Origin of the sequence: Sorangium sp. So ce836, assembly GCF_028553905.1 — a bacterium.
Lineage (GTDB): Bacteria > Myxococcota_A > Polyangia > Polyangiales > Polyangiaceae > Sorangium > Sorangium cellulosum_D.
Genome location: NZ_CP102233.1, coordinates 14210944 through 14226375 on the forward strand (window position 1 = coordinate 14210944; position 15432 = coordinate 14226375).

At 70.7% G+C, this 15432-nt stretch carries 10 protein-coding genes; 2 read left to right on the plus strand and 8 right to left on the minus strand.

The window, feature by feature from the left end:
* Positions 1-47 precede the first annotated feature (47 nt).
* The 3 genes from NQZ70_RS51910 to NQZ70_RS51920 form a co-directional block, all read right to left on the minus strand.
* Positions 48-5165 carry an AAA family ATPase gene (locus tag NQZ70_RS51910; RefSeq protein ID WP_129580846.1) on the minus strand — a complete coding sequence of 1706 codons (5118 nt, stop codon included), beginning with the start codon at positions 5163-5165 and terminating at the stop codon, positions 48-50.
* 139 nt (positions 5166-5304) lie between these two features.
* The gene (locus NQZ70_RS51915) at positions 5305-5499 is read right to left on the minus strand and encodes a hypothetical protein (protein WP_129580847.1); all 195 of its coding nucleotides are present in this window, start codon (positions 5497-5499) and stop codon (positions 5305-5307) included.
* Positions 5499-6524 carry an arylamine N-acetyltransferase gene (locus NQZ70_RS51920; protein WP_129580848.1) on the minus strand — a complete coding sequence of 342 codons (1026 nt, stop codon included), beginning with the start codon at positions 6522-6524 and terminating at the stop codon, positions 5499-5501. Before NQZ70_RS51920 ends, NQZ70_RS51915 begins: the two co-directional genes overlap by 1 nt.
* 85 nt (positions 6525-6609) lie before the next feature.
* Between NQZ70_RS51920 and NQZ70_RS51925 the strand changes: the two genes are divergently transcribed.
* On the plus strand, positions 6610-7599 hold the full coding sequence (locus NQZ70_RS51925) for a LysR substrate-binding domain-containing protein (protein WP_237244849.1): 990 nt from the start codon (positions 6610-6612) through the stop codon (positions 7597-7599).
* Positions 7600-7662: 63 nt separating this feature from the next.
* On the opposite strand, the gene NQZ70_RS51930 is transcribed toward NQZ70_RS51925, so the two are convergent.
* The 4 genes from NQZ70_RS51930 to NQZ70_RS51945 form a co-directional block, all read right to left on the minus strand.
* Entirely contained in the window at positions 7663-8964 is a 1302-nt protein-coding gene (locus NQZ70_RS51930; RefSeq protein ID WP_165374598.1) for an STAS domain-containing protein, read from the minus strand.
* A gap of 13 nt (positions 8965-8977) precedes the next feature.
* A complete protein-coding gene (locus tag NQZ70_RS51935; protein ID WP_129580850.1) occupies positions 8978-9493 on the minus strand; it encodes a hypothetical protein in 516 nt (171 codons plus the stop codon).
* A gap of 194 nt (positions 9494-9687) precedes the next feature.
* Complete coding sequence (locus tag NQZ70_RS51940; RefSeq protein ID WP_237244850.1) at positions 9688-11124, minus strand: HTTM domain-containing protein; 1437 nt, start codon at positions 11122-11124, stop codon at positions 9688-9690.
* Positions 11036-12049 carry a hypothetical protein gene (locus NQZ70_RS51945; RefSeq protein WP_129580852.1) on the minus strand — a complete coding sequence of 338 codons (1014 nt, stop codon included), beginning with the start codon at positions 12047-12049 and terminating at the stop codon, positions 11036-11038. Before NQZ70_RS51945 ends, NQZ70_RS51940 begins: the two co-directional genes overlap by 89 nt.
* Positions 12050-12469: 420 nt before the next feature.
* Between NQZ70_RS51945 and NQZ70_RS51950 the strand changes: the two genes are divergently transcribed.
* Positions 12470-13507, plus strand: a complete 1038-nt coding sequence (locus NQZ70_RS51950; RefSeq protein ID WP_129580853.1) for an oxidoreductase — start codon at positions 12470-12472, stop codon at positions 13505-13507.
* 70 nt (positions 13508-13577) lie between these two features.
* On the opposite strand, the gene NQZ70_RS51955 is transcribed toward NQZ70_RS51950, so the two are convergent.
* A complete protein-coding gene (locus NQZ70_RS51955; protein WP_129580854.1) occupies positions 13578-15284 on the minus strand; it encodes a serine/threonine-protein kinase in 1707 nt (568 codons plus the stop codon).
* Between the last annotated feature and the right edge of the window lie 148 nt (positions 15285-15432).

Genomic DNA, 15432 nt, shown 5'->3' on the forward strand with positions numbered 1-15432 from the left:
GCGGCCGCGCCCACCGCACCGGGGGGGCGACGCGGAGCGCCGCAGGCTCAGTGGGCCGGTCCGGTGCTGGGCGGCGCGAGCGCGTGGGCCACGGCGCTCTGCAGCGTCGCTCGGGTGACGATGCTCCGAAGATCGATCCCGCCCTGCACGAGCGCGCGGGCGACCTCCGGCTGCATCCCCGTCAAGATCGCCCGCGCGCCGAGCAGCCGCAGCGCCGAGGCGGTGCGGATCAGCGAGTCGGCGACCCCGGCGTCGACGTGCTTCAGGCCGGTGATGTCGATGATGACGACGGACGGGTTGTGGCGCTCGACGCCGGCGAGGCTCGCCTCCAGCACCTGGGCGGCGCGCGCCGCGTCCATCGTCCCGATGAGCGGCATGACCAGGACGCGATCGGTGATCGGGATGATGGGCGTCGCCATCTCCGAGAGGCGCAGGCGCTGCACCTCGATGATCTCCTCCTGGAGGGCCGCCCGGGCCCGCTCGGCGCGCTCGCGCTCGCAGAGCTCTTCGAGCAGCCGCTCATTGGCCTGGTTCAGCTCGTCCGCGTTCCGTGACAGGCGTTCGTTGACCGAGCAGAGCTCCTCGGTGCGTCGCTGCACCTCGCTCTCGAGCCGGTCGCTCATGGCGCGATAGCCCTCGGAGATCTCCTGCAGGCGGCCGTAGAGCAGCGCGTTCTCGATCGCCGCTGCGATCTGCGCGCAGAGGAGGCGGAGCAGCTCGATCTGCTCCGGGGTGAAGGCGCCGCTCGCGAGCGCGTTCTCCACGTACAGCACGCCCGTGAGCCGGTTCTGGTGGATGAGCGGGAGGCCCATCGCCGATTTCGGCCGGCGCGCGGCGAGGTAAGGGTCCGCCGCGAAGCGAGGGGTCGCGGCGGTGTCGTCGAGGATGACGAGCTCTCGCGTGCGCGCCACGTAATGCACGACGCTGACCGGAAGATCCGAGGACTCCTCGAGCGGACGCCGGAGCTCCACCTCGATCGATTCAGGATCGATCGTGATGGCCGCCTCGATGACGAGCCGGTCCTCGCGCGCGAGCACCAGGGAGCCGCGCTGGCCGCCGGCGCTCGAGAGAACGGCGCGCATCACGCGATCGAGCGCCTTCCCGAGCACGAGCTCGCTGGAGATCGCGTGCGTCGCCTGCAGCACCGCCGCGACGTCGACGAGCTTGTTGAGGAGCGGGTGGTCCGCCGAAATGGTGCTCGATCTGGAGATGGCCTGATCGCGCTCCGCCGCGGGCGCTCGATCCGCGAGGGGCGCGTCGAGCCCGTGCTGCCGGATCAGCGCCGCGGCCTTTCGCTCGGCCCCCCACTGCCGGTAGGCGTGCATCGCCGCGTTCAGGTAGAGCGCCGCGATGCGCCGCCGGCCCTTGCGGGCGTAGTACAGCCCGGCCAGCTCCGACGCGAGCGCTTCGTACTGGATGAACTCGCTCTGACGGGCGGCGTCGATGGCATCGTCGTAGAGCTCCATCGCCTCGGCGTCGCGGCCGGAGGCGCGCGCCACCTCGCCGAGCACCAGGAGGTGTTTCGCGCGGAAGTTGTCAGGGCACTGGGTCGCCCAGCGCTCGAGCTTCTCGAGCGACGCGGAGAGCGCCTCGGCGTGCCGTTGCCGCTCGCGCTCGTCGCGCTCGCCGAGCGCGACGAGCGTGAGCGCGAGATAGAAATGGTATGTCGCCTCGATCGGCATCGCCATGACGGCCCCGAGGACCGGGCGCGCCGCCTCCGCGGCGGCGAGCGCCGCGTCGTGCCGGCCGTGGGAGTAGAGCAGGATGAGGCGGATGATGTGATAAAAGGCGATACCGCACCCGAAGCTCGCCCGGGTGAGGGCGGCCAGGCACTCCTCCTCGGGGAAGCCCTCCTCGCTCAGCGAGACGTCGTCCGCGGTGAGCCCCTTCAGATTGCGCAGGAATTGCTGCTCCAGCCGAATGGTCTCTAGGACGGCGCGGTTGCCTGTCTTTCGCGCGAACGACGCGAAGCGCTCGGCGACGCGGTGGACCTCCTCCAGCGGGTCGCCCTTCTCGTAGACCTGCCAGACGGTCTCGAAGGCCAGGTAGCTGGCGTACACCAGGTCGCCGGCCTCGAGGCAGGCGAGGAACGCCCTCTCCAGGATGGGCAGGTCGTTCCGGATGGGCTGGACCCAGAAGTTGATGTGGTCGCCGTGGAGGTGCAGCAGCGTACCGCGCAGCGAGACGTCCCCGAGCTTCTCGTTCAGCCGGATCGACATCTCCGAGAAGCGGAACCCCGAGGGGATATCGCCGAACGCCGAGACCAGCATCAGCCCGTACACGCTGTACGCGAAGCACGACGCCTCGGTGTTGCCGTGCCGCAGCGACAGGTTGAGCATCTTCAGCGCGATGAGCGGGAACACGCCCGGCCGCCCGATGTACGCGCAGGGGGCGCAGTCGGCGAGCAGGTTGATGATCGCGCGGATGTGCTCATCGGCGAGCAGCGGCGCGTGCAGGATGTCCTCGATGGTCCTGCCCGCCATGCTCTCGGGGATCTGCGCGATCTCGGCCGAGATGGCGGCGCCGATCTCCTCGCTCGCCCCGGGGATCTCGACGCCGAACAGGCGCAGCGCGTCCTGTCCCACCGTGACGCCCTCGTCGTAGCGGCCGGCGACCTGATAGAGCTTCATCCGCAGGCTCTGGACCCGCGCCCGATCGAGGTTGGCCGGCGCCGTGTCGAGCAGGCGCTGGAACAGCGCCTCTGCCTCGGCGAAGCGGCCGCACAGGTACTCGCACTCGGCCGCCTCCAGCGTGAGCGCCCAGCGCAGCGCGCGGTCTCCGGAGGCCCCGTCGTCTCCGACCGCGCTCCGTCCGGCGCTGAAGTACTCGGCCGCGGCCCCATAGGCGGTCGCGCTCTTGGCCTTCCTCCCGGCGCGCAGGTTCAGGCGCCCGAGCAGCTCGCGCTCGCCGGGATCGGAGACGAGGGGGGCCCCGTAGTTCAGGTGGTTCACGACATCGAAGAGCTGCTCCTCGGGCGGCTCGCCGTGCTGACTGGCCAGCATCAGGCGGCCGACGCGCAGGTGGGCAGCGCGCTTGTGCTCGTCCGCGATGAAGGCGTACGCCGCCTGCTGGACGCGATCGTGCAAGAACTGGTAGGAGACGGCGAGCGACGCCTCGCTCGGGGGGTCGCCCTGGGATGGCTCTCCCGGCTGGACGAGCCGGTAGTCTGTGTCGATGGGGAGCAGGACCCCTTCCTGCATGGCCTCCCACAGGTCCTGCGCCGCCTGTGCGGCGGGCTGCTCGGAGATCGTCGCGAGCGTGCGCAGGTCGAACCTGTGCCCGATGCACGCCGCGAGCTTCAGGGCGCGCTGGGTGGGCGGCGAGAGCCTCTGCAGCTTGGCGATCATGAAATCGACGACGTTGTCCGTCACGTCCTGCGACGCGATGACGTCGAGGCTCCATGTCCATCTGCCGGTCTCCGGCTCGCAGCGGAGGAGCCCATCGTCGCTCAACATCCGCAGGAACTGCCCGATGAAGAACGGGTTGCCCTGCGTCTTGCCGTGGATGAGCTCGGCGAGCTGCGCGACGTCCTGCGCCGCGCGGCCCAGGGCGTCCGAGACGAGCGCCGTTACGTCCTCCGGCGAGATCGGCGCGAGGGGGATGTCCGCCACCGCCGCGTCCGCGGCGCGGACGGCGTCGAGGGTGATGATGAGCGGGTGCGCCGGGCTCACCTCGTTGTCGCGGTACGCTCCGACGACCAGGAGGTGGCCCGTGTCGGGGTCGGTGAGCAGGAGCCGCAGCAGCCGGAGCGACGCCGGATCCGCCCATTGCAGGTCGTCGAGGAACAGGACCAGCGGGTGTGACGGGGCGGCGAACACGCCGAGGAAGCTCCGGAAGACCATGTCGAAGCGGTTCTGCGACTCGGAGGGGCCGAGCGCCGCGACCGGGGGCGCCTCGCCGAGGATGAGCGCGAGCTCGGGGATGAGCTCGACCAGGATCCCGGCGTTCGCGCCGAGCGCCGCGCCGAGCTCTGCTCTCCAGCGGGACAGCGCCTCCGTCCGCTCGGAGAGGATCTGCTGCACGAGACCCCTGAACGCCTGGACGACCGAGGCGCAGGGCACGCCGCGATTCAGCTGATCGAATTTCCCGTGCGCGAAGTGCCCCCCGACCCTGGCGATCGCCTTGTAGGTCTCGTGGACCAGCGCGCTCTTGCCGACGCCGGAGTAGCCGGAGACGAGCGCGAGCTCCGCCGCGCCGGCTCGGACCCGCTCGAAGGCGGCGAGGAGCCGGTCCCGCTCCGCGTCCCGGCCATAGAGCTTCTGCGGGACGCGCAGCTCGTAGCTGCGATCGCTCCGCCCGATGGGGAAGGGGTCGACTCGGCCCGTCCGCTCGAGGGAGCGCAGGCACTCCGCGAGGTCGGCCTTGACGCCGTAGGCGCTCTGGTACCGATCCTCGGGGGCCTTGGCGAGGAGCTTCATGACGATCTCGGACACCGGCTGCGGCACGTCCCCGCGGCGCTCGTGCGGCGGCACGGGCGGCCGCGCGATGTGGCTGTAGAGGAGGTCCATCGGATCGGCGTCCGAGAACGGCAGCGCGCCGGTGAGCATCTCGTACAGGGTGACGCCGAACGAGTAGAGATCCGTGCGGTAGTCGATGCCCCTGTTCATGCGACCGGTCTGCTCGGGCGATATGTACGCGAGCGTCCCTTGCAGGGTGGAGACCGAGGTCGGCTGCTGGAATTCCTGCTGGAGCCGCGACGCGGCGCCGAAATCGATGAGCGTGGCTCGGCGGAGATCCGAGCTGATGATGATATTCCTGGGGTTGATGTCCTTGTGCGTGATGTGACAGCGGTGCACCGCGCCGATGGCGTCGGCGATGGCGACCGAGAGCGCCAGCGCCGTGCGCAGGTCCAGCCGGCGATCGTGGAGGATCGCCCTCAGGGTCGTGCCCTCGACCGCCTCCGTGACGAGCGCGAGGCCGCCGCGGGTCCTCTCGAGCGAGCACGCCCGCACCACGGCGTCGAGGTCCAGATCGCGGAGCAGAGCGAACTCGTGCCGCAACAGGGCGAGATCGCGGACGCTCGGGTGCTCGCCCTTCAGCGTCTTGATGACGACCGGCCGCTGATCCGCGGCGCGGCGGCCACGGTACACGTGGGTCTTGCTGCCTTCGTGGAGCAGCTGCTCGACAACATATCCTGGCAAATCGATCGACGCTGTGGTGCCCATACGTGCTTGCGCTCGAGCTCGTGATGGCCCTGACATTCTGTCTCGTCGGGTCGACGACGGGCCGAGAGCATGAGTATAGAACAATCTTCTTCTGGAACGCGCAAAGAACGCACGTGATGAAGGCTCGATGTGCGCCGGGTCACGCTCTCGCGTCCCGCACATCTTGCGCGCCGGGCAGGTCGCGCTCCGGCGCTCGGCTCACCTGGGCGACGACCATGTCGGGCCGCGTGCTCATCTCCCCGAGCTGGCGGTCGGGGAGCCACGCCTCGAGGTCGAGCGACTCGCGCACGCCGGTCGTCGGATTCAGCGCCTTTGCGCCTTTGCGCCTTTGCATTAAAATCTCTCCTCTCTTTCGCTCGCTCCGCCGGGCGACGCGAGGCGGCGCAAGGCCTCGTGGATCCCTTCCAGGCCTGAAAGGTCGAGCCCGAACTCCCCCTCGAGCGCGTCGCGCAGCGCGTCCGCGCTCGCGAGCGTGCGCTGCTCGACGCCGCCGTCGCGGCGCCGGTACGTGAGCTCGCGATCGAACAGCGTGACGCGCCCTTGCGGGGTCGGTCGCGCCACGACAAGGCTCCGCACGAAGAGCGACCCGGGGTTCGTCGAGACCCACCAGTTGAACAGGTCGTAGTCGGCGGGGAGCTGCTCGGTCAGATCGAACCAGTACAGCGCGCGCCAGGCCTCACCCGACTTCACCTCGAGCACCTGACCGCCGTCCTCTCCGCGCAACCGGAAGGTCTCGAGCGGCGTCTCCTGCTCGACGTCGTGCACCAGCCTGAGCGGCGCGACCGGCGCGAGCGCCCCGAACCCGACGTCGGCGAGGTAAGTCCCCTCCGCAAGCTCGACGCGGAGCAGCATGTGGCTGCGCGGCCTGGTCTCGCCCTCGGGCGCGCCCCACCGCACGCGCGCCGCGAGCCCGCGCACCTCGAACCCGAGCGCGCGCAGCGCGTGCGCGAGCAGCCCGTTCTGCTCGTAGCAGTACCCGCCGCGGCGGCCGCGCACGAGCTTGCGTTCGATCGCCGCCGGGGAGAGGTCGATGCGCCGCCCCGACCACGAGTCGAGGTTCTCGAAGGCGATCGCGCGCGGATGCAGGGCGTGGATGGCGCGCAGCGTATCGAGCGTCGGCGCACGTGGGCCGTCGTAGCCGATGCGCGCGAGGTAGGCGTCGAGCGCGATCATGCCGCCTCCTCGGTGAAGCGCGGCATTCGCGCCGAAGCGCGGCGTCTCGCCGAGCCCCGGGGCGCGGACGACCTCCACGTCGCGCGGCGCGAGCTCGACGGCAGTGTGCGTCAAGGCGGTGTCGAGCGAGCGAGCCCGGAGGCTGCCGGACATACCGATCGCTCGGAGCAGGGACGGATCGTTCATGCGACCATCCTGCTACGTGGACGATCGAGCCGGTAGAGGCTCCATTTGGACGTATCGTCCACCAGATGGTACGATCAGCGGGCCGATGGACGAGTGGAACGACCTCGCGCTGTTCGTGCGGATCGCGGAGCACGGCGGGCTGTCGGCGGCGGGGCGCGCGCTCGGCGCGCCCAAGTCCAGCCTGAGCCGGCGTCTCCAGCTCCTCGAGGAGCGGCTGGGGGTGCGGCTCGTCCAGCGCACCTCGCGCAAGTTCATCATCACCGACGTGGGCGAAGCGGTGCTCGAGCACGCGCGCGCGATGCGCGTCCAGGCGGACGCCGTCGAGACCGTGGCGCGCCATCGCGTCGCGGAGCCCAGCGGGATGATCCGCATGACCTGCTCGATCGGCATGAGCAAGCACCTCGTCGCGCCGCTCTTGCCGCGCTTCATGGTGCGTCATCCCAAGGTCGACGTGTTCCTCCACGCGACGAATCGCCTCGTGGATCTGGTCGAGGAGCGCTTCGACCTCGCGCTGCGCGGCTATGGCGGCCCGCTGCCCGACACCGGGCTCGTGCAGCGGCTGCTCTCGCCGACGCCCTGGGTGCTCGTGGCCGCGCCGCGCTACCTCGACGCGCGCGGCGCGCCCGCGACGCCCGACGAGCTCCGCGCGCATAGCGGGCTGTTGCTCGGAGGGCCGAGCTCACGCGCGGTCTGGAGGTTGCATTCCCGCGAGGCGACCGAGGAGATCCCGTTCGTGCCGCGCCTGCGCACCGACGATTCCGTGACGCTCCTGGGCGCGGCCGTGGCGGGCCTCGGCATCGTCGCGCTGCCCGAGTACTCGTGCCGTGACGAGCGCGCGCGCGGGGAGCTGCGGCGCGTGCTGCCCGAGTGGCAAGTCGGCGATCACCGCGTGACGATGCTGGTGCCCTCGCGCCGTGGGCAGCTCCCGGCGGTGCGCGCGCTCGCGGACTTCCTCGCGAGCGAGGTCCCGCGGCTCGTGGGGCGCGGGACGCCTCGCGCCGGCGCGAGCGTCGAGCCCTCCCGTCGGCGAGCCCGGGCCCGAGCTCGCCCTGACGCGAGAGGAGAGGGCGGATGACGCTGCAGTTCCCTGGGTTCGCTCCGAGCGCCGCGGCGGCGCCGCTGCCGCGCCCGGAGCTGCCTACCAGGCGCTGCTCACCGCGTGAGCGATGCCGCTTTGCAAGGTGCCCTTCGTCACGAGGCCGCTCAGATCGATGCCCAGGTGAACGAGCGTCTGGGCCACCTCGGGGCGAATCCCGGTGAGCACCACCTGCGCCCCGAGGAGCCGAACCGACTTTGCCGCCCGGAGGACGACGTCCGCGGTGTGGCTATCGACCTCGCGGACGCCCGTGATGTCGATGATGGCCACGCTCGCGCCGGTCCTCTCGACCCCTTGAAGCAGCGCATCGATCACCCGCTGCGCGCGCTCATGATCGATGCCGCCGATGAGCGGCATGACCATGACCTTCTCCGTGATCGGAATGAACGGCGCGGACAGCTCGTCCAGCCGCGCCGCCTGCATGCGGATGATCTCTTCCCTGAGCCGCGCCGCCCCTTCAGCCTCCGCTGCTTGCCTGCGCGAGGTGACGTCCACGGTCACGCCGCGCACGCCCACGAGCGCGCCAGCCTCGTCCTTGATGGGGACCAGGCTGATCTCCACGTGGATTGTGCGCCCGTCCTTGGTGATCCATCGAACGGAGCAGACGCCCCCGTCGGCAGCCAGCATCGCGCCGGTCTCGGCCAGCGCCCGCCGCTTGTCGTCGGGGTGGGTGATGGTCAGCCAGAACTCGCTCGTCGAATACCACTCGGCCACGTCGTATCCGGTGAGCACCTTGACATACTCGCTGACGAATTGAGCGCTCGGCGTCGCGGAGCCGTCGCCGAACCGCGTCTCCCACACGAGCGCCGGCACGTTCGCCAGGATGCTGTCGAGCCTCTGGCTCAGCTCTTGCGCCTGCTCGAGGACGCGGGTCTTCTCGGCGTCCAGCGCCGCGAGCTCGGCGAGCCGGACCTCCAGCTGGCCCGCCTGCTTCTCGATGATCTCTTCGCGCTGCGTGACGAACCCTAGCCCTATTTGAAACGTGGCATGGGACAGCAGGTCCTCCAACGCGCGCGTCGCGGACGGCGGGACGTCGCGTTCGTGATCCAACCTCGCGAAGAGCGCCTTGCGCAGCGACGTGAGCAACAGGCGCAGATCGTGCCAGCCGAGCTGTACGGACTGAGGGACATCGAGGAGCTCCGCCACGGCCCTCCGGGTCTGCTCGTTCGCGCCGTGCTCGACGTCGGCCGCGAGGGCGGCCAAGAGCTTGGCGACGAGCCGCCGTGCGGCCGGGGCACCCATGCTGGCGAACGCCCCCCCGCGCCGCTTCACGAGCTGCTCACAGAGCTCCGCGGAGAGCTCGTCGGACGCCTGCTCGATGTGCTCGCTTACCGATGTCGTCATCAGGTTGGCCATGTCACCATGTGATGTGAAACGTGCACAATGGCGCGCCTTTGTCCATGCAGCCATCGGTGCCGTGCTCGAGCAGAGCTCTCTCTCCGAATTTCTTGAAGCACCCCTGGACGACGCCGCGGCACAGCGCACATGGGAACAACGGGGTTGCGTAGCGGATGACCGCGCTGTGCTCGTCCTCGAAGGTGGTGGCGATGTAGCCTATCTCGGATCCTCGGACGTTCATGCGGTATGCCGTGTTCAGGCCGGCCAAAGCGCCCTTCGGGTCCTTGATCTCCGGAGGAAGCATCGCCGATTCCATGATCTTCATCCCGACCGCGTGGAGGACCACGTCGCCGACCTGTGCGCCGACGGCCATGAAGATGGATCGAGCCGTCTCCAGCGGGTACCACGCGTCCTCGTCGATTCCATCCAGGTCATGAGCCTCGAGGATCCGGTCGATGAGCGTTTGTGATCGCTCGAGGCCGCGGATGAAGGAGTGCAGTGCAGCACCGGAGTATTGCCCATCGAGCTTCGACACGGATCACCTCCCAAGACGCGTGAATGGTGCTGCAATCCTGCAACGATGACAAGCTGATTCGAGAGCGCCCTCGCGCCCAATCGGTCGGGGAGCACACGAGGCGCCGAGGCACGCCTGCAGTCCAGAGGCTGTAGAGCGAAGACAACCTCTTCGACGCGCAAGATTGTCGTTGGGGTTACTTGGACGACGCGGGGTTAGGGGGGCTGCACGACCGCGAGGAGCCCTCTCGGCTGCGACGCCAGATCCAGCGTCGGGTCGACGAGATCGCGGTACGGCCCTCCGTTCAGCGACGCGACGACCTTGGCCGTGACGATCGGCCGCACGCCGAAGTCCTCCCGCCAGCGATCGGCCACGTGGTGCGCGAAGTCGACGATCATGTCGGGCCGCGCGCTCATCTCCCCGAGCTGGCGATCGGTGAGCCACGCCTCGAGGTCGAGCGACTCGCGCACGCCGGTCCGCGGATCCAGCACGCGGATGTCGAGCTCGCTCACGTCCTTGTCGCGCAGCTTCATCCGCCACGAGAAGCGGTGCCCGGCCTCGTTCCAGGCGACGTCGCCCGGATAGGCCCAGTGGCGGAGCGGCACCGCGAGGTGGACCAGGAGATACCCGTGGAGCAGCGCGAGCGGCAGGCCGCGCCGCCGCCCCGCCGCGGGCGAGGGGACCTCGGCGCCATCGCCCGGGCGGTCCGCGCTCCGGAAGAGGAACGGGAGACGCCGCCTCGGCCACGAGGGATCGGCGAAGAGCGCGAGCGAGGCGATCATCGCGTAGGGGAAGATCCCGATCTTGAAGAGGAGAGCGTTGGAGAGGTTGAAGACCACGGCGAGCGCCGCGCCGATCGGGAAGGTGCGTCGGGAGAAGAGCAGAAAGCCCATCGAGAGGTCGATGAGCAGCGCCGCCCACGAGAGCGCGAGCCCCGCGGCCGGCGTGGCGAGGAGCGGCCCGACGAGGGGCGAGCCGCGGTGCTCGGCGAGCCACATGGTGAGCGGCTGTCCCCGGAGCCAGTCGCCGTTCAGCTTCGCGACACCGCCGTAGAAGTAGACGATCGCGATCTGGGCCTTGAGGGCGAACAGGTAGAGGCGCGGCGCCGTCTCGGCGGGCGCGCCGGCCGGCGAGGCGCGGCGCGCGCGGAGGCGATCGAGCGAGAGGGCGCGGTGCGCCGGGGCGACGGCGAGCAGCAGGCCGAGGAGGCAGAGGAGATAGAGGTGGTTGAGGTACTGGGCCTTGTCGAGGAGGAAGACATACGCGAGCGCGGCGCAGAGGAGCGCGGCGCTCACCCGGTAGAAGAGCCCGGCGGCGCAGAGGAGCGAGAGGACGAAGAGGGCGGCGAAGTGCCAGTACATCCCCGTCCCGCCCCAGGGGCGGATGAAGGGGACGAAGCTGAAGTAGAAGCCAGGCTCGATGTAATAGCGGTAGATCCGGTCGTGGAGGACGTACCGGACGACCTCCCACGCGATCAGGGCGCCATAGGCGATGCGGAAGACGGCGATCGAGGCGGCGTCGACCTCGGCGGAGAGGTAGGCCGCCCAGCGCCGCGCGAGGGCCCTAGTGGCGGTGGTGGGGGTGGTGGTGGTGCTTGTGCTTGTGCTTGTGCTTGCCGTGCACGTGGATGTGGACCGCTCGCCCGTCGTCATCGTCGTCATCGTCGTCGTGGACCACCACCACGCCTGGGGCCGCATTGACCTTGACGCCCACGCTCCACGTCGTCGCCACGATCACGTTCAGGGCCGGCGCGGCCGGGCCGACCACGACGTGCACGCCGGGGCGGTAGCCGACGAGCACCACGTCGGCGTGGGTCGGGTGCGCCACGACGACGGTGAGCTTCACGGGGTTCACCTTGGCCGCGACCGTGCCGACGCAGTAGAGGCCGCCGGGGCCGGGGGTCAGCACGACGACCTCGGAGCTCGAGCCCACGAAGCCGAGCTTGATTTTGCGGTCGCCGACGGGGATGGGCTTGAGGTTCGCGTCGAGGACGTACACCCGCACCTGACCGGAGGTCTTGTCCGCGACCACCTCGATCGTGTCGTCGCCGACCACCTGGATGATCCCGCCGTTCGGGCCCGTCTTGCCCGCGGGGATGGGCCTCTTCTCGGCCTTGCGCGCGCCCTCGACGATGACCCTCGTGCCCCCGGCGGGCACGTGGAGCGTGCCATTCCACGGCTTCCCGGCGACGACGACGTTGTACTGCACCTCGGTGAGGTCGGCCTCGAGCTTGGGCCCGGCCGCGACGAGGAGCCCTGTCTTCGCGTCGAGCGCGAGCGGGACCTTCTCCTCGCCGTTCGGCCCCCTCCAGGTGAGCGTGCCGCTCACGTCCTTGTCGATGGCCTTGCCGTCGGGCGCCTTCACGAGCGCCCGCACGGCGCCGTCGGGCGCGATCTCCCACGCGACCGAGCCGCCGTCGTGCTCCTCGGTGAGCGGCTCTTCGAGGGCGACCGGGGCCGCCTCGACCGACTCCTCGGTCACGCTGGCCTCAGCGCTGCTCTTGCAGCCGGCCGAGAGCGAGCTGCCGGCGATCAGGGCGGCCAGGGCGACCGCAGAAACGACGCGCTTGGCGTGCATCAAAGCCTCCAAGCGGAGCAGGCTATCGCAAGCGCTCCGCTGCGTCTGTACGGAGGCGCTCGTGCCGCGGCGATGAGGGGTAGGGGCGACGACATCGGAAGCGCGGCGACCACCTCCCCCGCGATCCTCGGTCGCGCGGGCCCTCTGCGGTGAGATCGTGAGCGTCGAAGGGGCCTTGTGCAGAGCGGCTCATGCGATGACGAGCGCTGTGGACGCTCGCGGCGGTTCGCCCGTCGCGATCGCGAGGGTTGCGGACGCGCTGGGCGGTTCGCCCGTCGCGATCGCGAGGGTTGCGGACGCGCTGGGCGGGTTCGCCCGTCGCGATCGCGAGCGTTGCGGACGCCCCTGGCGGCCCGCCTGCGCCGCCGGGCTTCCCCCCAGTGGCTCTTCGGGCTAGCGTCCGCGGCGAGCTCGCCAGCCATGTCCCAGCGCGTCTATGTCGGCCTCGTCGGCTACGGCCTCGCCGGCGCCGTCTTTCACGCCCCGCTGATCCGGGCCATCCCGCGGCTGCGCCTCGCCGCCATCGCGACCCGACGGGAGGGCCAGGTCATGACCGATCACTCGGGCGTCGCCGTGCATCCGACGCCCGAGGTGCTGATCGCCGAGCCCGGGATCGACCTCGTGGTCATCGCCTCGCCCAACGAGACCCATGTCCCGCTCGCGCGCGCGGCGCTCGAGGCGGGCAAGCACGTGGTCGTCGACAAGCCGTTCACGATCACGAGCGCCGAGGCGGACGAGCTCATCGCGCTGGCCGGCCGCCGCGGCCGGCTCCTCTCGGTGTTCCAGAACCGCCGCTGGGACGCGGATTTCCGCACCGTGCGCCACTGCGTCGAGCAGGGCCTGCTCGGCGAGGTGGCCTCGTACGAGGCGCACTTCGACCGGTTCCGCCCCGCCATCAAGCAAGGCTGGCGAGAGGAGGCGGCCCCGGGCTCGGGCATCCTGTACGACCTGGGCGCGCACCTGATCGATCAGGCCCTGGTGCTCTTCGGCCCGCCGCGCGCCGTCACCGCCGACCTCCTGGCGCAGCGGCCCGAGGCGCGCACCGTCGATTATTTCCACCTCACGCTCGACTACGGCAGGCGCCGGGTGATCGTGCGCTCCTCCACGCTGGCGTGCGAGCCGGGCCCGCGCTTCGCGGTCCACGGCGACGGCGGGAGCTTCCTCAAGTACGGCATCGACGGCCAGGAGGAGGCCCTGAAGGCGGGCAAGCGCCCCGGCACGCCGGAGTGGGGGAGGGAGGAGCCGCGCTGGTTCGGCACGCTGGTCACGGCGAGCGGCGAGCGGCGCGCGATCGAGAGCCTGCCCGGCGCCTACGAGGCCTATTACGAAGGGATCGCGGACGCGATCCTCGACGGCGCCCCGCCGCCGGTGCGCGCCGAGGAGGCGCGCGACGTGATCCGCATCATCGAGGCCGCGATGAGGAGCTCGGCCGAGCGGCGGACGATCCCGCTCGAGTGAGCGCGAGGGCGTCCGCGCGCGCAGTCGCGTCCGCGCGCGCAGTCACCGCTGCGACGCGCGGGCGCGCCCGCTACTTGTAGGGTTCGACGATGTCCGAGATCGCCGGGGCGGTGATCTCCCTGGGCGGGGGCGCCGCAGCTGCCGTGGCCGTGGGCGCCGGCGGCGATCGGGTGACCGTCACCCTCTTTTTCTTACGATTCTGAGGCGCAATGCCGCTGCGCACGACGGCAGAGGAGGGCGGCGCGTTCTCCACGGCGTCGCGCCGCCTGTGCGCGGCTGCGGCGAGCTCCAGGGCTCCCGGCTGCGCGCCCTGTGGGGTGATCACGACCTCCTCGACCAGCTCGGATCCATCCTTGAAGAGACGGACGCGGCGCACTGTCCCGAGCGCGCCCGTGAGCTCGATGGCTCCGTCGTTCGGATCCTTCCTCACGCCGTCGACCTCCACGGACGCATCCTGCGGCGAGATCCGGACGGCGACGCTCGACACGCTCGCCGGCGCGACGGCTTCGGGCTGCGCAGCCGGGGATTGCGCCACGTGCTGCTGCTCCTCGGGCCGCGCGCCGGCGCGCGCGCCTGCCTCGCGGAGCGCCATCGCTGCGACCGCCGCGCCGCCCAGCGCGAGCGTCAGCGCGGCGCCGAGCGCTCCCATGCGTCGGATCCTGCCGCCGGCCTCCCGCGGCGTCGCGCCGGGTTGGACGGGCCCTGGCGCCGGGTTCACGCGAGCCTCGCCTGGGCAGGCCGCCTGGAGCGCCTGGCTCGCGACGGCCGTGTCGCGCGGGGGGAGATCGGGCTGCGCGTTGGCGGCGGCAGACGGACTCGATAGGATCTGCGTCGTGGCGCAGTCGAGCCGATGCGCGACGGCCGTGCGCTCCGCCTCGGTGAGCGGGGCGAGCATGTCCTCGCGCAAGCCGAGGCCTTCGGGCGTGAGCGCCCGGATACCGTGCAGCATCGCCTCGGCGCTCCGGAAGCGACCGTCGGCCTCGATCCTGAGCGCGGTATGGCAAAGGAACGCGACCTCGGCCGGCACCCAGGGCGCGAGATCTTGCACGAGCGGCGGCGGTCTGGTGCAGATGGCCAGGATGAGAGCGCCGATCGCGTCGGCCCCTTGATGCGGCGTGCGGCCGGTGAGCGCGCGATAGAGCACGACGCCGAGCGACCAGATGTCGGTCCGGTGATCGATGGTCTTGATGCCCCGCGCCTGCTCGGGCGACATGTAAACCGGCGATCCGAGCAAAGTCCCCGAGCTCGTCAGTCCTGTCGTATCGATGCCGTAGGCGGGATCCGTCCGGATCTTGGCGATCCCGAAGTCGAGGACCTTGACCACGATCTCCCCGCCATGGCCGTGGGCAAGGAACAGGTTCGCCGGCTTGATGTCCCGGTGCACGATGCCCGCCCCGTGGGCGTGCTGCACGCCCATGCACGCCTGGCCGACGATCCGGAGCGCCAGGTCGGGCGGAAGCGGTCCCAGGCGACGGAGCAGATCCTCCAGATCTCCTCCGGCGAGGTACTCCATCGCCATATACGGGGCTCCGGTCGCCGGCTCGACCCCGGCGTCGAGCACCTGAGCGATGTGCGGCGAGGCTGCGGCCATGGCCGCCTTCGCCTCGCGCCGGAAGCGGCGTACGAGATCGTCGCTGAGCTTCTTCTCCGCGCGAATGACCTTGATCGCGACGCGCCGGTCAGAGACGAGCTCGATCGCCTCATACACCGAGCCCATACCGCCCTGCCCGAGGAGGCGGACGATGGTGTACTTCCCGTCGAGGACCTGGCCGAGCACGCGTGGACGGCCACGCTATAAGAGCCAGTTTCGCGGCGCAACAGCCGCATGTCGAGGCCGCTCGCCGCTCGCCGCTCGCCGCTCGCCGCTCGCCGCTCGGAGCGCTGCGCTGATCAGGAATCCATCCCGGCCACTGCCATCCCGGAAG